Here is a 16194-nt window from a genome sequence, read left to right on the forward strand (position 1 = left end):
CCAAACGATACTACAACAAAAACATTGCGGCGAAGCTTATTTTTTGTCGGCAACTGGTTGAACAACGGGTAACGCGAAGTTCCACTTCGCGAGGCGCTGAAGCCGTTACAATGACTGTCGTTCAACGCCTCGCGAAGTGGAACTTCGCGTTACAGCACAAAGCCCTTTCCTACTCGCGCGGGAAAGGGCTTTCTGGGTAAAGGTCAGGTCGTACTGCGCAGAAGACGGATGGCTTCGCGCTACTCGCAATGCCAGGAGCCGAACCTTAGCACATCAGCACATTCAACCACATTCGCACATTAGAAAACTAATGCTTGAAATGGCGCACGCCGGTCATGACCATGGCCATGCCGAGCTGGTCGCAGGCGGCAATGCTGTCGGCATCCTTGATGGAGCCGCCGGGCTGCACCACGGCCCGAATACCGGCGGCACCGGCAATTTCGACGCAGTCGGGGAAAGGGAAAAAGGCGTCGGAGGCCATAACGGCACCTTGTAGGTCGAAGCCGAAGGACTTGGCTTTCTCAATGGCCTGGCGCAGGGCATCCACGCGGGAGGTCTGGCCCACGCCCGAAGCCAGCAGCTGCCCGGCCCGGGCCAGCACGATGGTGTTGCTCTTGGTGTGCTTGCAGACCTTGGCGGCGAAGACCAGCGCCTCGGTTTCCTCGGCCGTGGGCACCGACTGGGTTACGACTTTAAAGTCGGCCGCCGTTTCGGTCTGCCGGTCGAAGTCCTGCTCAATAACGCCGTTGAGCAGCGTTTTTACCTGCTTTTTGGGAAACTCCACCGGCTTCTGGCGCAGCAGAATGCGGTTTTTCTTGCTTTGCAGAATGGGCAGAGCCTCGGGGGCAAACTCCGGGGCAATCAGCACTTCGAAGAACAGCTTGTTGAGCTCCTCGGCGGTGGCCGCGTCTACGGGCTGGTTCACGATAATCACCCCGCCGAAAGCCGATACCGGGTCGCAGGCCAGGGCGTTGACGTAGGCTTCGTGCAGCGTGCCGGCCTGGGCAATGCCGCAGGCGTTGGTGTGCTTGAGGATGGCGCAGGCGGGCTGCCCGTCCTGAAACTCCTGCATCAGCAGCACCGCCGCGTCCACGTCCACGAGGTTGTTGTAGCTGAGCTGCTTACCGTGGAGCTGGTCGAACAGGGCCGACAGGTCGCCGTAGAAGGTGCCGGCCTGGTGGGGGTTTTCGCCGTAGCGCAGGCTGGTGGCGGGCTTCTCACTGACTTTCAGGGCGGTGCCGGCCACGGCCGTACCCTGGCTGAGGTAGTTGAAAATATGGGTGTCGTAGTGGGACGTGGCCTCGAAGGCGGCGGCGGCGTAGTGGCGGCGGTCCGCCAAGTCGGTGGCGCCGTTTTTCTCGCGCAGCAGCTCCGTCACGGCCTCGTACTGGTTGCGGCTGCTGACAACCAGCACGTCGCGGTAGTTTTTGGCCGCAGCCCGCAGCAGGGAAATGCCGCCAATGTCAATTTTCTCGATGACATCGGCTTCGTCGGCGCCCGAGGCCACGGTTTCCTCGAAGGGGTACAAGTCCACAATCACCAGGTCGATGGGCGGAATGTCGTGCTGCTCGGCCTGGGCCAGGTCACTGGCCTCGTGGCGGCGGTGCAGGATGCCGCCGAACACCTTCGGGTGCAAGGTTTTAACCCGGCCGCCGAACACTTCCGGGAAACCCGTCAGGCTTTCCACGGCGGTTACCTCAGTGCCCAGATCCTGAATAAACTTCAGCGTGCCGCCCGTCGAGTACAGCTTCACTCCGTGCTCTTTCAGAAGCGCCACCAGCGGCTCCAAACGGTCTTTGTAATAGACGGAAACGAGGGCGGAGCGAATGGGCTGCGACATAGTAAGAAAGGGTTTGGTCTGAACGATTGACGGCGCGAAGGTAACCCGCCCGCCCGCGTCGAGCCAACCGGGCGTGTTACCGAATTGTTATGCTGATCTATTTGGCCGCCGCAGCCGTAGGTAGTACGGCGGCGCTTATTGGCGCCGGCCCGGCCGCCGGGCCACCCATTTCGTCTTTTTTCTACCCCCGTACTTTATGGCTGTTTACGACGCCACCATGCCCGCCCCGGCCGATTTTTCTCCGGCTTTGGCCGAGGCTCCCGAAGCGGCGGCGGCCCGCCTGGCCGGTCGCCTGGCCGCGCAGGCCGCCGCCACCGACCAGGAAGGCGGCTTCCCGACGCAGGAGTTTCAGTGGCTGCGGGCGGCGGGCTTGCTGGCCGCGCCCCTGGCCTCGGCGCTGGGCGGCGCCGATCTGATGGTGCCGGCGCATACCCTGGCGCTGCTGCGCACGCTCAAGCACATTGGCCGGGGCAACCTGGCAGTAGGCCGCGTATTTGAGGGCCACGCCAACGCCTTGCAGCTGCTGCAACGCTACGGCCGGCCCGAGCAAATCCGCCGCTGGGCCGCCGACGTGCACGTCGGGCACTTGTTTGGCGTCTGGAACACCGAGGCCCAGGACGGCGTGCAGCTGGAGCCCCTGCCCGAGGGGCGCTACCGCCTGCGGGGCAGCAAAACGTTCGGCTCCGGAGCCGGCCACCTCACCCGCCCGCTCATCACCGGCCGGCTGCCCGACGGAGGCTGGCAAATGTTCATTCTGCCCATCGACCAGCAGCCGACCACCCTGGATACCAGCTTCTGGCGGCCGCTGGGCATGCGGGCCACGGCCAGCTTTAAGGTTGACCTGACGGGCGCCGAAATCGGGCCGGAGGACGTGCTGGGCCAGGCCGGCGCCTACTACCAGCAGCCGGCGTTTAGTGGCGGGGCCATTCGGTTTGCGGCCGTGCAGCTGGGCGCGGCCGAAGCCGTGTTCGACGAAACCCGCCGCTTCCTGCGCGACCTGGGCCGCACCGACGACCCCTACCAGCGCATGCGCCTGGGCGAACTGGCCGTGCTGATCGAGGGCGGCAACCTGTGGCTGCGCGGGGCCGCCGACCACGCCGCCCGCCCCGCCGCCGACGCCGACGCCGAAGCCACCGTGGCCTATGCCAACCTGATGCGCACGGCCATTGAAGACATTTGCCTGAAGGTGCTGCAGCTGGCCGAGCGGTGCGTGGGAGCCCGCGGCCTGCTGCGGCCCGAGCCCTTCGAGCGCCTCCACCGCGACCTGACCCACTACCTGCGCCAGCCCGCCCCCGATGCCGCCGTGGCCGATGCCGGCCGGTATGTACTACAGCAGTCGGCGGCGGCTTTTTCGCTCTGGAACCATGTGTGAGGCCACTTTCTCGTTTGATGCCCTACCCAGCCGGCCGGCCGGCTACGCCGCCACGCTGGGCCACACCCTCGTTGTCATTCCCCACCCCGACGATGAGTCCTTGGGCTGCGGCGGGCTACTGGCCCTGCTGCGCCAGGCCGGGCAGCCCGTCAGTGCGGTGCTGGTGAGCGACGGGACCATGTCGCACCCCAACTCCCGGAGATTTCCGGCGGCGGCCCGGCAGGCGCTGCGGGAGCAGGAACTGCGGGAAGCACTGGAAATTCTGGGCGTGGAAACGGCCGACACCTTATATATGCAGCTGCCCGATGGCGCCGTTCCAACCGTGGACCAGCCGGGGTTTGCGGCAGCGGCCAACCAGCTGCAGGCATATCTTACCCGGCAGCGCCCCACGACCCTGCTAGTGCCGTGGCGGCGCGACCCCCACCCCGACCACCGGGCAACCAGCCAACTGGTGCAGGCGGCCCTGGCGGCGCTGCCAGCAAAGCCGCGAATACTGGAGTACGTAGTATGGGCCTGGGAACGGGCCGCGGCGGCCGACCTGCCTCAGCCGGGGGAAGTGCACGGCTGGCAGCTCGACATTGCGCCGGTACTCGCCCAGAAGCAGCGGGCCATAGCCTCTCACCGCTCCCAGCTGACCAACCTGATTGATGATGACCCGAATGGCTTCCAGCTTTCCGGGTCGATGCTGGCTCACTTTGCCCGGCCGTTTGAGGTGTACCTGGAATCGGAGCCGGTAGCGCCGGAAACCGCCCAGCCGCTTTTAAGAACCTCTGCCGAACCCAATTTTCTGCTATGAACCCCGCCCAGCCCCATACGCTGCCGCCCAGCTACTTCGACGCCGTGTACCAGGCCAATGAGGACCCCTGGCACTTTGAAACCAGCCCCTACGAACACGAAAAGTACGCGGCTACGGTAGCGGCCCTGCCCCGGCCGCGCTACGCCCAAGCCTTCGAAGTGGGCTGCTCCCTGGGCGTGCTGACCGAGCAGCTGGCCAGTCGGTGCGGCTACCTATTGGCCATCGACGTGGCCCAGGCACCCCTGGAAAAATCCCGGCGGCGCTGCGCCTACTTACCTCAGGTCGAGTTTGAGCAGCGGCGCCTGCCCGAAGAGTTTCCGGCCTCAGCCCGCTTCGACCTGGTGGTTCTTTCGGAAGTAGGCTACTATTGGTCGAAGCCGGATTTGGCCCTGGTAGCCGACCAGCTCCTCGAAGCCCTGGAGCCCGGCGGCCACCTGCTGCTGGTGCACTGGACCCCGCCCGTGCACGATTACCCGCTGACGGGCGACGAAGTGCACGACTTTTTTCTGGCGCGGGCGCACGCCGGTGGGCCATTACGCCACATGCACGGCTTCCGCCGGGAAACCTACCGCCTCGACCTGCTGGAACGAAGCTAGGCCCCTGCTCTGACGGCCGCTAGCTTCTGCCGCAGCCCCAGCAGAGCCTGACTCAGGGGCAGAGCCGCCCACCGCTGGGTCCAGCCACTGTGGGTCAGTACTTCCTGCTCGACCCAGTGCCACAACTCCCCGAAGGGAGCATGGCGCAGGCGCAGCAGCAACGACACCACCGACACATTCAGCTCCTGGGCAGTGCGCACCAGCTGCGGGCTGGGCTCCGACAACAGGACCTCAGGCAGCCCGGTAGCCTGCTGCTCCTGCCACAAGTGGCGCAGCTGCCGCCGCAGCGTAAGCGTAGCAACCAGGCAGGCGGCCCCGGGCACCAACGGTTCCTGCTGCCGGGCACTGAGCAGCTCCCACTCGCGCAGCTGCCACGACAGGCCCACGGCCACGCGGCCTTCGTGACGGTCGGAGGTGAATACCCGCACGCTTGGGCTGTGCCGCACCCGCAGGTCGTGGCGCTGCAAGGCTTGGTACAGCGCCTGATCTTCCAGATACGGTACCGTGGGCAAGCCTCCCACCCGGCGGTAAGCGGCCACGGTAATGGCAAAGCTGGCCCCGAAGTGCTGATGATGGCGCGGCCAGGGGTCGTTGGGACAAGGGTCCAGCTCGGCTTCCAGGCGGGCACACAGCAACCGGTAGGCCGTGTCGCGCAGGTGGTGGCGCCGTCCGCTGCTACCCGTATTGCGGCTACCGGCCAGGATACGCCCGGTGACGGCGGCCACCTGATGCGTCAGCAGCTCGGCCTGGGTGAGGGCCAGCCAGGTAGGCGCTACGCGAGTGTCGCCGTCGGTGCTGGCAATAAAGCCTCCGGGGCAGCCCACCACTTCCAGGCGGCGGCAGGCCTCATCCATCAGCAGGCGGCGCGCCCAGCCGATGTTGGCGTAGGCCGGCGGCAGCGTTATTTCTGCCACGTGCAAGGCTAGGTGCGGATGCGCCCGGGCAAAGCGGCGCGCTACGGCGGCACTCTGGTCGTGGCAGTTGTTGGCCAGCACAATAATTTCGAACAGCTCCGGCGCCAGGGGCCGCCCCTGCAAGTCGAGCTGATCGGCCAGCGCCTGCAAAGTATGGGGCAGGTTGTCGGCCTCATCCTTAACCGGGATAATCACGACGGCCCGCAGCTGCGGGGCGGGCGCAGGGGCCACGTGCAGCCGGGGCACAGCCTCATAAACGGAACGCTCAGAGGCTGACAGCAGGCGGGCGGAAGAAGTAGACGTCATCGGGAAGCTGTACGGAGCCAGCTCCGCGGGGGGATGAATTTACGGCTGACTTATTTTCAGCCGCTGCCCCACACTCAGGGTCTGAGGGGGGGGCAGCGGATTGGGGCATTCAAAGACGAAAAAACCCCGACCAGACTGGTCGGGGCTTTTTCACGGGAGGGCAAAGCGGGCTTAGCTATCGGCTTTTTTCACCTTCACTTTGCCGTTCTTGGCCTTCATTTTATCACCGTCTTTCAGGCCGTGGCCGTGGCCACCGTGCTTCATGCGGTTTTTCGCCAGTTCCGTGTACTTGGTGTACTGCTCAGCGGTGAGCACCTGCTTGAACTGGGCATCATACTTTTCGCGGTTGGCCTTCATCTGGGCACCCATTTGGGCACGGTCGGCACCTTCGGGCTTGCCCTGACCGCGCAGCGCTTGCATTTCCTGGTCGCGGGTTAGCAGAATCTGCTTGATGCGGCTGCTTTGGTCGGCCGTCAGGCCCAGCTCTTTGGTGAGTTGCTCGCTGCGGCGGGTAGCCCGCTCGTCGGGCGAAACCTGGCGGTGCTCCCGGCCCCCAACGGGCGCGGTGGTAGGCTGGGTTTGGGCGGCAACGCTACCAATGGACAGGGCGAAAGCCGCCAGCAGGGAAAACAGGGGAGGTTTCATGAGAAAAGGGAAATTAGATTCGATTACTGCGGTTAGATTGAAAAAGGCGGCGAGAGTGTAGGCCTCTAGCGACGGCCGTTGTAGCGGTCATTCTTGTGGGCGGCTTCCCAGCGGGCCCGCTCGGCGGCGCTTACCCGGTGGTTACGGTCGTAGCCGTAGTTGAAATCTTTGTCGTTGCGGTCGTCGCGGCGGGCTTCTTCCTGGCGACGCAGGGTTTCCAGCCGGTTCAGGCGGGCTTGCTCCCGGGCCTGTTCGGCAGAAGTCAGCCGGTTGTCGTTCCGGTCGTACCGGTCGTTGTACCGGTCGTTTTTGTGGGCGGCTTCCCAACGGGCCCGCTCGGCGGCGGTTACGCGGTGGCTGCGGTCGTAGCCGTAGTTGAAGTCTTTGTCGTTGCGGTCGTCGCGGCGGCGCTCCATTTCGCGGCGGGCATCATCGCGCCAGTCGGAACCGGCACTCGGGGCGGCCACGGCGGCCGAAGAAGCGAGCAGGGCAAAGGCGGCGGCGAGGGAAAGCAGGGAGGTTTTCATAAGAGAGAGCCGTAGAAAAGAGAAAGGGAGGAAGGAGCCGCCGCGCCGCCAGTGGCAGTGGGCAAGCCGGTGAAAATGTTCTTTCAAGCGCTTGATGGTCTACTTGCAAGCCCAGTGCCACGTCCCGGCCGCCGCCGCCCCGGCCGCACTATCATCGACGGAAACCCCGGTTCCATCGGCCGCCGCCCCGGTTCTCCCGACTTAAACCAGTTGCTTCTCTTCCCCTCCGAAGGCACTTTAGAGCGTGTCGCAGTGGAAATAGCCCCGCCGCCGGGCCAAACGCGCCGGATTTTTGGCATTAGCCAGCCCCCCCCCCGCTTCAGAGCCGCCGTAGCAGCAAGCCTTGGTTGGGCGACTTACCCCGCCGCACGGCCCACGGCCAGAAGCTCAGCCGTTCGGTGGCCGGCTCATCGTCTTCCCTGCTCCATTTCCCTTTGGTCATTCGGCTACCCGTTACCAGAAAAAAAGCCATGCCGAACCTTGGTCCGGCATGGCTTATAATGGATGGTGGCCTGGGCCCGGAAATCAGGTCCAGCGGCTCATAAACTGCATAAAGGCTTCCTTGTACTGCTCACTGACGGCCAGCGTAGCCGCCCCGATCTGCACAGTGTTGCGGCGCACGGCCTCAATCTTATCCAGGGCCACGATGAAGGAGCGGTGAATGCGCAAAAACCGGCGGGCCGGCAGCTTTTCCTCCATAGCCTTGAGGCTCATCAATGAGAGCAGCGGCCGGGTGGCGCTGCGCAGGTGCACCTTCACGTAGTCTTTTAGGCCTTCCACGTACAGAATGTCGTCCAGGGTCACGCGCACCAACTCGTATTCCACTTTCAGAAACAGGAACTCTTCCTCGGCCGGGGCTACCGGCGCGGGCGGCGGGGCCTGGCTCAGTTCGGCGTAAGCTTTGGCCTTGGTGGCGGCCCTGAGAAATTCCTCGTAGCTGAAGGGCTTCACCAGGTAGTCGAGGGCATCGACGCGGTAGCCTTCCAGGGCGTACTGGTTGAAGGCCGTGGTGAAAATGATGCGTGGGCCGCTGCCGGGCTGGCCGCGGTCCAGCACCCGGGCCAGCTCCAGGCCGGTCAGCTCGGGCATCTGAATGTCGAGAAAGAGCAGGTCCAGATCGGGATGCTCGTGCAGGCTGCGCAGGGCTTCTACCCCGCTCGAATACTTGCCCACCAGGGTCAGAAACGGCGTTTTCTCGATAAAAGCCGCCACCATGCCCAGGGCCAGGGGTTCGTCGTCGACGGCAATACACTTCAACTGGGTCATACGATATGCAGGGTTAAATGTACCCGAAACTCGCCTTCGGGCGCGGCCTCATCCACGTTGAGTGAGTAGCGGCCGGGGTAGAGCAACTCGAGGCGGCGGCGGGTGTTGGCCAGCCCGATGCCGCTGCCTTCGTCGAGGCTGGTGGCGGAGGCCGGGAATTGGGTGTTTCGCACTTCCAGCTCCAGCACCTGGGCCGAGGGCTGGCGCACGGCCACCACAATGCGGCTGGGCTGGGTGGCACTCACGCCGTGCTTAAAGGCATTTTCGACGTAGGGCAGCAAGAGCATGGGCGCCACGGGCACGTCGCGCACGGGCTCGGGCCAGGTCAGCTCCACCCGCACCCGCTCGGTGAGGCGCAGCTTCATCAGGGCCACGTAGTCCTGCACGAAGGCCAGCTCCTTGCTCAGCAGCGTGGTTTCGGCGGTGGTGTCGTAGAGCACGTAGCGCATCATGCGCGAGAGGGTGTGAATGGCCTGCTGGGCCGCGCCCGTGTCGATTACCGTCAGGGCGTAGATGTTGTTGAGCGTGTTGAAAAAGAAGTGCGGATTGATCTGGGCCTTGAGAAAGGACAGCTCCGAGTTGACTTTCTGCTGCTCCAGTTCCTGGCGGCGCTGGGCGTCGGCCTGCCACTTCTGCACGGCGGCAACGCTGGTGCTGATGCCCAGCACCAGCAGCGTGGTCAGCAGGCCCATCATGTCGAAGCGGCGGGAGCGGCCCCGGCCCGGCCCGCCGCCCCGGAAGCCACTGCCAGGCGCGTGCAGGTGCTGGTCCATCAGCTGCTGCAGATTCAGCCACGACTCCATCCCCTGCGAAAGCAGCATAACCACGGCGGCCGTCAGCAGAATGATGACCACAAACCAGCCCGCGTGCCCGCGAAACAGCAGGCGGGGCACGCTCACGTAGGCCGTCAGGTAGAACGCACCCACCCACAGGGCAAACACGAAGGCCTGCTTGACCCAGAACTGCGGCGGCACGGAAATGCGCCCCAGCAGCGGGTTGAGCAGCACCAGGCTCAGGGCAAACAGGCCCCACACCAGCACGTGAATCAGCGGCGTCAGGTAGCGCCGAATCGGGAAAGAGGCCATGGGCAGAAGTTAAAAAGCTAAACCTAGCGCAATCCGGGCCCCGGCGGGCGCGAAATGGATTAGCCGCCGCATTGCCTCGACTGGCTTGCCGCTTTCATCGACCAGCCGACGCGGCGACGCGGCCAGCCCCAGCCTTCTTGCGGCGGCGCTACCCAATGGCGCGGCGGCCCCGCAGCTCGTCCAGGCTCCAGATACCGGCCCCGTGGGCGGCAATGAAGAGGAAGATAAAGCAGAACAGCACGGCCGGCTCGCCCTGGTTGAGCAGCGGCAGCGGGCTTTTCGGGAAATGGGCCATAAAGTAGGCCACCGCCATCTGGCCGCTGGCCAGAAACGCCGCCCCGCGGGCAAACAGGCCCACGGCAATCAGCAGGCCGCCGACCAGCTCGATGATGCCAGCCACGCCCATCAGGGAACCCAGCTCTACCGTTTGCCCGTCGCCGGGGAAGCCCAGCAGCTTCTGGCTGCCGTGCAGGGCAAAGAGCAGGCCCGCCACGATGCGCAGCAGGGCAAAGGCGTAGGATGCGTAGGATGAATTCATCGTCGTAGGAAAATTTGGTGAAGTTCTGTTTACGCGGCCAAGCCGGTTTTCGGCCATTATGGGCCGTTTTTCGCCCCCTAAAAAGCTTCGCCGATGCTGAAGTAGAACCCCGACGACCCGTCGCGGCCGAAGCCGTAGTCGAAGCGGATGTTGAGCCGGTCGCGGCGGTTGTACTTGAAGCGCAGGCCGGCCCCACCGGTGGCTTTCAGCTCGTTTTGAGTTAGCTCGGCCACCGTGTTGCCCACCTGGCCCAGGCTGCCGAACACCACCCCGTTGAAGCGCCAGAACAGAGGCCGGCGCAGCTCGGCCTGCACGGCCAGCAGCTGCCGGTCGCGGTAGCGCCCGTCGTAGTAGCCGCGCAGGACTTTGTCGCCGCCCAGGTTGGCCAGCTCCCGAAACGGGACGGGCCCGCTCTGAAACTGCCCCAGCAGCTGGGTGGCCAGAATCGTTTTGCTGGTTTTGCTCAGGGGCTGAAAGTGGCGGGCGTCGAGCAGGAAGCGGCTGAAGCGGTAGTCGCTGCCCAGCGCGGCCCCGTTGAACAAGGCCGACAGTTCCAGGTAGTTGCCCCGGAAGGTGCTTAGGATATTGTCGCGCCCGTCGTAGAGCAGCGTGGGCCCCAGGCCCGACACCAGGCTGTTTTGCCGGTACTCCCGCTCGGGCCGTTGCAGCAGCAGGCTGGGCCGCTCGGTGGGCGTGCCCTCGGCAATATCCTGGTTTACGTGCACGTCGCGCAGGTTGGTCAGGCGGTATTGCAGGCCGGCAAACAGGTTGCGGCGCACCTGCCGCAGCACCCGCTGGTTGTAAACCAACACCTTGTATTCGATAACCGACTTGTCGGCGCGGCTGGTGTTGGGCCCGAAGCCGTAGTAGTTGATGGGAAACTTATAGTAGTAGCTCAGCTCGCCCGCCACCAGAAACCGTTCCCCGGCCGTGAAGACGTTGTGGTTGAGCTGCACTAGGCTCTGGTTGTTCTGGGTGCGCCAGGCCAGCAGCCGCGCATTCGATTTGCGCACCGTCGTATCCTGCCCGAAGCGCCACACCGGCAGCACGGCCAGGCCGTAGCCAATCCCGGTTTCGGGCTGGGAAAACACAATCGGGAAGGGCAGAAAGCTGGGCTTTTCGGCCTTGGCCGGTTCCGCGGCCGGGGCCTCGGCAACCGGCGCGGCCGTTTGGCCATAGGCGCGCGTCGCCAGAAAGCTGCCGAGCAGCAGAAGGTACAAAAGACGCATGCGGGAGAATAGAGCGGTGGGGTTATTGCCAAATAAGCAATAAAATATCCTATTCCCCGCACGGCCCATAAACACAGCCGGCCCCGTGGCTTCCAGCTGTTCAGCTGGAAGCCACGGGGCCGGAAAAAGGCGTTTTGAGGCCGCCGAATAAGAAAGTTAGAAGGCCTCCCCTACCGCGAAGTAGATGCTCGGGGCCGTATCGGTGCCGCCCGCGTAGTCGAGGCGGATGTTGAGCCGGTCGCGGCGGTTGAAGCGGAAGCGCAATCCGGCCCCGCCGGCCAGCTTGGTGTCGCGCAGGCTGTACTCACCCACTTTGTCGCCGACCTGCCCGGCGCCCAGGAAGGCGGCCCCGTCGATGCGCCAGAACAGGCGCTGGCGGATTTCGGCCTGCGTGGTCATCATCTGCCGGCCCCGGAACCGGGATTCGTAGAGGCCGCGCATCAGGCCGGCGTTGTTGTAGAGTGAGCCGCCAATGTTGGCCCCAATGCCCGCCAGCTCCCGGAACGGGACACTACCGGCGTGAAACTGCCCCAGGTATTGCAGGGCCAGAATGGTTTTGTTGGAGCCCAGCAGCGGCCGGAAGTAGCGCAAATCCAACTGGTAGCGCTGAAACTTGTAGTCACTGCCCAGGCCCTTGGTCATGAACAGGGCGTGGGCATCGAGGTAGATACCGCGGTAGGTAGCCAGCACGTTGTCGCGGCCTTCGTAGAGCACCGAGGGGCCGATGCCCGACACCAGGCCGCCGCTCTGCTCCTGGGCGGGCAGCTGCCGAAACAGGCTGGGCCGCGTCTCACTGATGTCCTCAATGACCCGCACCTTGGTAGTATTGGTGAGGCGGTAGCGCACCCCGGCGTAGAGGTTGTGGGCCGTAATGCGGGGCATCACCTTCTCATCAAACACGAACAGCTTGTAGCCAATCGTCGATTCGTCGCTGGATTTGGTGGCGTTGCCCAGCCCGTAGTAGAAGAACGACAGGTCGTACTGGCTTAGCTCGCCGGCCAGGTAGAACTTCTCGTCGGGGGTAAAAATGGTGTGGGTGAGCTGGATGGTGCTCTGCTTTTTCTGGGTGTACCAGGCAATCAGGCGGGCGTTAGACTTGCGCACGGTGGTATCCTGGCCGAAGCGCCATACCGGCAGAATGGCCCCGCCGTAGCCGAACCCGGTTTCCTGCTGGTAAAACAGCACCGGCACCGGAATAAAGTTGGGCTTGTCTTCCTTGCTGGTCACGGTGGGCGCGAGCGAAGCGCCGGTAGCGGCGGGAGCCTCGGGCAGGGCAATGTCGGGAATAACGGGGGCCGTTTGGGCGCGGGCAGCGCCGGCCAGCAGCAACGAGGCCAGCGCAGGGTACAGGAAACGCATAAAAAGGGGTTGGGGCAAGGAACAGAATACGCCGGAGCTGAGCCGTACGGTTCAGCTGCGCTTTCTCTCCTAACGCAAGGCTTGGCCCTACGGTTTTAGCCCCAGGCGGCCAGGATCATCGACAGCACCCCAGTGAGCATAATCCACTTGCACCAGGCGCTGAGGCGGGCGAAGTGGTGACGCCGGTCAGCGCGGACCAGGTAGCGGCCCATTCCCAGGCTGGGCAGCAGCACCGTGATGAGCAGCCAGCTGCTCAGCGTCCAGTTGCCGCTTTGCCAGCTGTGCCAGGCCCCGCCCGCCACCAGCAGCACCAGGCACAGCAGAAAAAACCCAATGGCCCACTTGGTACGGGCCACGCCCCACACGATGGGCAGCGTATGGCAGTCGTGCTCGGCGTCGCCGCGCATGTCTTCCACGTCCTTCACGATTTCGCGCACCACCGTCAGCAGAAAAGCCGCCAGGGCATACACCCACACCGGGGTGGTGCCGGTGCGCAGCTGCAGCTCGGGTAATAGCACCAGGGCGGCCGTGAGCAGGGCAATGCTGAGGTTGCCCACCAGCGGCAGCCGCTTGAAGCGGGCCGAGTAGCCCCAGAGCAGCAGCGCCGAGCCCAGGTTTACCGCGCCCAGCACCGGCGACAGCACGCCGGCCAGCCCCACGCCCACGCCCGACAGCACCAAGTGGGCCAGCATGGCGTGGCGCCGGTTGATTACGCGGCCCACCACCAGACGGTCGGGCCGGTTGATAACGTCAATCTTGACGTCGTAATAATCATTGATAATATAGCCGGCGGCGGCAATGCTCAGGGCCGCGACCAGCAGCAGCACGAAGCCCGCCGACAGCAGCGCGGCGCGCGGCGCCTCGGGCCGCAGCAAGCAGCTCTGCACCAAGGCCAGCGTCAGGGCCATGATGAGCAGGTTGGGGAAGCGGATCAGGCGCAGCAACGACGGCCAGCCGCCCGGCCCGGCCGAAGCCGCCGCTACCTGCCCGGAAGATGAACGCGCCATAGATTGAACGAAAACCAGCTACTACCCTGCCGGCCCGGCTTCGGCCGGGCCGCAAAAAGAAAGCCTCCCCCTGAAGGAGAGGCTTTCCGAAAAGCAAAAAACCTATTTGGCCGGAAGGCCTACAGTTTCTTTACGTTTACCGCATTCACACCCTTGCGGCCTTCCTGCGTGTCAAACTCCACGCGGTCATTCTGTTGGATCTGGCCCCCGTTAAGGCCGGTTACATGGACGAAGAAGTCTTCCTTCGTGCCATCTTCTGTAATGAAGCCGTAGCCCTTCGACTCATTATAGAATTTTACGGTTCCTGTTTTCATGTAAAAAATGAAATTAATGAATGGATGATTGGGTAAATATAAAGGGATTTTAGAAAACCACAACCAGGGTTTGGGGCCCCTGACGCCAGATATTTACCGGCAATGGCCTAAGGCTGAGCTTGCTTAGTACCAGGTTTTCTGGGCCTTCATGACGGCCTCCACCAGCTCGCGCACGGCGCCGTGCCCACCCGGCAGGGCGGCTTTGTAGTTGCAGATTTGCTGCACATCGGCGGCGGCATCGGTGGGGCAGGCAGCCACGGCGCAGCGGCGCATCACCTCGATATCGGGCATGTCGTCGCCCATGTAGGCAATGTGGGCCGGGTCGAGGCGGTAGGTGTTGATGTAGTTGTTGAAGATCTTCATCTTGTCGGCCACGCCCAGGTAGATGTCGTGCACGTCCAGCGACTCGAGGCGGCGCCGCACGCCCTCTTCCTCGCGCCCCGAAATGACGATAACCCGGTAGCCGCGGGCCAGCGCGTGCCGGATGGCGTACCCGTCGCGGATGTGGAAGGCGCGGGCCTGCTCGCCGGAGTTCAGCGCCAGCAGGGTGCCGTCGGTCAGCACGCCGTCGACGTCGAAGATAAAGGCCTTAATGGCGGCCAGATCGGGGCCGGTACCGGTGCTACTCATACTGAAACCGCGAAATGAAAAAGCAAAGCCAACGCGGCGCTTAGTTTTGGTTGTCGCGCCACTCGTACACCCACTTGGCCTGAATCTGCTCCAGGTGGCCTTCGTTGGCCTGCTCGCGGGTACCCACGAAGTTGGGCAGGGTCAGCACCCACTCCAGCAGGTCGGTGAAGCGGATGCGGTAGATTTTGGCTTCATCAAACTCATTCCCGAACTTTTCATAGAGGGCCATAGCAATGTCCTCGTGGTCGTTCCAGTGAATGGGGAGTTCAAAATGAGTCATCGGATTAATGTGCGAATGTGGAGAATATGCTAATGAAAAAGCAGGTGGCTGTAATGGCCTTAGCACATCAGCACATTAATCATTAGCACATTAAAAAAACTAGTGTCCCAGAAATTCCTGGCGGGGAATCAGGATGACGATGTCTTCGTTGCCCTGCATCACGCACTGGCAACCCAGGCGCGAGTTGATGCGCGGATTGACGGCGCGGTCGATGAAGTCCTCTTCCTTGTCACTGATTTCGGGCAGGTCATTTTCACCTTTCAGCACGTAGACATGGCAGGTGCTACAGCCGCAGACGCCGCCGCAGTTGTGCTGCAAATGAATTCCATTGTTCAGGGCCACGTCGAGCACCGATTCGCCTTCCGCCGCTACGTGCGTCTGGTCGGGCTGGCCGTCTTGAAACTGGAAGGTAATATTTACGGCTTTCACGGAATAGAAACTTGAGCGGAGCAGAATTTGGGGCAAAGGTACGCACCCCGGTTCGTAATTAAAGCCGCGGAGGCTCCTGCTTGTTTGCCCCCGCCCCCATTTGCTGCTCCTGAATGCTGGCTGTTAGCTGCTTATAAATCTGTTGCCAGCCCGGGTGGGGTGCCAACATGGCCTGGTGTCGGGCCAGCGTGGCCGCGTCGTGGCGCACGGCCGGGCCGGTTTGCACCGTGAAAGGCGGCTGGTCCAGGGCCTTCTGCACCGTTTCCTGAATCAGGGGGGCCAGCAGGGCAAACGGCAGCGCGGCTTCCTGCAACAGCGCGTGCCCGATGCCCAGCAGATGGTTGGTGAAGTTGCAGGCAAATACGGCCGCCACGTGCAGCGTCTGCCGCTGGGGCGTGGCCACTACTTCCACCACCTGGCTCAGACTGCGGGCCACCTGCAGCAGCCCTTGCTGGTCGGCAGCCGTGGCCGCTTCCACGCACAGCGGCACCGTAGGCCAGTCGATCTGGCGGCCCGCGCTGAACGTCTGCAGCGGATACAGCACCCCGCCCCGCAGCCCGGCCACTGCGTCGAAGACGCTGAGGGGCAGCGCCCCGGCCGTGTGCACCACCAAGGCCGCCGCCGGAAACCGGGCCGCCGCCAGCACGCCCGCCACGGCCCCATCGGGCACACAGATAATATAGAGGCCGGCCGGGGGCAGCGTGGTCAGATCCAGGCTGGTGGTGGGCAACGCGCCGGGAATCTCGGCGGCCAGGGCCGCCGCCGAGGCCGGCGTGCGGCTCCATACGTGCGTCAGGGTGTGGCCGGCCCGCGCCAGGGCCGGCCCGAGGTGGCGGGCCACCTGACCGGCACCCAACAGGATAATCTGCCGACGAATAGAGGGTTGGCTCATGTCAGAATGCGGAGCGTGAGAATTCGGGCGAAAAGTACGCAGCCCGCCGGCTTTCTTTTTTTACTTCTGTTTTTCAGTGTTTTTTTAGCACCTTGTACTCGCGAAACTTCCGGGCTGCTCAACCGGAACGGCAGTTGTCGCTTCCACAGTAATTTTTCCTCCTCTTTTT

At 63.8% G+C, this 16194-nt stretch carries 18 protein-coding genes; 3 read left to right on the plus strand and 15 right to left on the minus strand.

Features of this window, described 5'->3' with window-relative positions; genetic code table 11:
• Positions 1-307: 307 nt before the first annotated feature.
• Positions 308-1840 carry a bifunctional phosphoribosylaminoimidazolecarboxamide formyltransferase/IMP cyclohydrolase gene (purH, locus tag E5K00_RS12750; RefSeq protein WP_135463595.1) on the minus strand — a complete coding sequence of 511 codons (1533 nt, stop codon included), beginning with the start codon at positions 1838-1840 and terminating at the stop codon, positions 308-310.
• A gap of 196 nt (positions 1841-2036) precedes the next feature.
• Between purH and E5K00_RS12755 the strand changes: the two genes are divergently transcribed.
• The 3 genes from E5K00_RS12755 to E5K00_RS12765 are packed head-to-tail and all read left to right on the plus strand — an operon-like array spanning position 2037 to position 4604.
• Positions 2037-3212, plus strand: a complete 1176-nt coding sequence (locus E5K00_RS12755; RefSeq protein WP_135463596.1) for an acyl-CoA dehydrogenase family protein — start codon at positions 2037-2039, stop codon at positions 3210-3212.
• A complete protein-coding gene (locus tag E5K00_RS12760) occupies positions 3205-4008 on the plus strand; it encodes a PIG-L deacetylase family protein (RefSeq protein WP_135463597.1) in 804 nt (267 codons plus the stop codon). The genes E5K00_RS12755 and E5K00_RS12760 overlap by 8 nt, the downstream gene beginning before the upstream one ends.
• Positions 4005-4604 carry a class I SAM-dependent DNA methyltransferase gene (locus E5K00_RS12765; protein WP_135463598.1) on the plus strand — a complete coding sequence of 200 codons (600 nt, stop codon included), beginning with the start codon at positions 4005-4007 and terminating at the stop codon, positions 4602-4604. Before E5K00_RS12760 ends, E5K00_RS12765 begins: the two co-directional genes overlap by 4 nt.
• Here the strand turns inward: E5K00_RS12765 and E5K00_RS12770 are convergent.
• From E5K00_RS12770 to E5K00_RS12835, 14 genes are all read right to left on the minus strand, one after another.
• Positions 4601-5824, minus strand: a complete 1224-nt coding sequence (locus E5K00_RS12770) for a glycosyltransferase (RefSeq protein ID WP_135463599.1) — start codon at positions 5822-5824, stop codon at positions 4601-4603. The genes E5K00_RS12765 and E5K00_RS12770 overlap by 4 nt on opposite strands.
• Before the next feature lie 171 nt (positions 5825-5995).
• On the minus strand, positions 5996-6469 hold the full coding sequence (locus E5K00_RS12775; protein ID WP_135463600.1) for a Spy/CpxP family protein refolding chaperone: 474 nt from the start codon (positions 6467-6469) through the stop codon (positions 5996-5998).
• A gap of 65 nt (positions 6470-6534) precedes the next feature.
• Positions 6535-6996, minus strand: a complete 462-nt coding sequence (locus E5K00_RS12780) for a hypothetical protein (protein ID WP_135463601.1) — start codon at positions 6994-6996, stop codon at positions 6535-6537.
• A gap of 525 nt (positions 6997-7521) precedes the next feature.
• The gene (locus E5K00_RS12785) at positions 7522-8262 is read right to left on the minus strand and encodes a LytR/AlgR family response regulator transcription factor (protein ID WP_135463602.1); all 741 of its coding nucleotides are present in this window, start codon (positions 8260-8262) and stop codon (positions 7522-7524) included.
• The gene (locus tag E5K00_RS12790; protein ID WP_135463603.1) at positions 8259-9347 is read right to left on the minus strand and encodes a sensor histidine kinase; all 1089 of its coding nucleotides are present in this window, start codon (positions 9345-9347) and stop codon (positions 8259-8261) included. The genes E5K00_RS12785 and E5K00_RS12790 overlap by 4 nt, the downstream gene beginning before the upstream one ends.
• A gap of 148 nt (positions 9348-9495) precedes the next feature.
• The gene (locus E5K00_RS12795; RefSeq protein ID WP_135463604.1) at positions 9496-9885 is read right to left on the minus strand and encodes a DoxX family protein; all 390 of its coding nucleotides are present in this window, start codon (positions 9883-9885) and stop codon (positions 9496-9498) included.
• Positions 9886-9962: 77 nt separating this feature from the next.
• Positions 9963-11114: a BamA/TamA family outer membrane protein gene (locus E5K00_RS12800; protein ID WP_167856856.1), complete on the minus strand. Its 1152-nt coding sequence runs from the start codon at positions 11112-11114 to the stop codon at positions 9963-9965.
• A gap of 156 nt (positions 11115-11270) precedes the next feature.
• Complete coding sequence (locus tag E5K00_RS12805) at positions 11271-12473, minus strand: BamA/TamA family outer membrane protein (protein WP_135463606.1); 1203 nt, start codon at positions 12471-12473, stop codon at positions 11271-11273.
• A 95-nt stretch (positions 12474-12568) separates the two neighbouring features.
• The gene (locus E5K00_RS12810; RefSeq protein WP_135463607.1) at positions 12569-13480 is read right to left on the minus strand and encodes a geranylgeranylglycerol-phosphate geranylgeranyltransferase; all 912 of its coding nucleotides are present in this window, start codon (positions 13478-13480) and stop codon (positions 12569-12571) included.
• Between the two features lie 119 nt (positions 13481-13599).
• Positions 13600-13794 carry a cold-shock protein gene (locus tag E5K00_RS12815; RefSeq protein WP_044511773.1) on the minus strand — a complete coding sequence of 65 codons (195 nt, stop codon included), beginning with the start codon at positions 13792-13794 and terminating at the stop codon, positions 13600-13602.
• Positions 13795-13917: 123 nt separating this feature from the next.
• Entirely contained in the window at positions 13918-14424 is a 507-nt protein-coding gene (locus E5K00_RS12820) for a KdsC family phosphatase (RefSeq protein WP_135463608.1), read from the minus strand.
• 40 nt (positions 14425-14464) lie between these two features.
• Positions 14465-14704, minus strand: coding sequence for a Fe-S cluster assembly protein IscX (gene iscX, locus E5K00_RS12825; RefSeq protein WP_135463609.1), 240 nt, complete (start codon positions 14702-14704; stop codon positions 14465-14467).
• A gap of 99 nt (positions 14705-14803) precedes the next feature.
• A complete protein-coding gene (locus tag E5K00_RS12830; protein WP_135463610.1) occupies positions 14804-15133 on the minus strand; it encodes a 2Fe-2S iron-sulfur cluster-binding protein in 330 nt (109 codons plus the stop codon).
• A gap of 58 nt (positions 15134-15191) precedes the next feature.
• The gene (locus E5K00_RS12835; RefSeq protein ID WP_135463611.1) at positions 15192-16025 is read right to left on the minus strand and encodes a Rossmann-like and DUF2520 domain-containing protein; all 834 of its coding nucleotides are present in this window, start codon (positions 16023-16025) and stop codon (positions 15192-15194) included.
• Positions 16026-16194: the final 169 nt, after the last annotated feature.

The organism is Hymenobacter aquaticus (assembly GCF_004765605.1).
GTDB lineage: Bacteria > Bacteroidota > Bacteroidia > Cytophagales > Hymenobacteraceae > Hymenobacter > Hymenobacter aquaticus.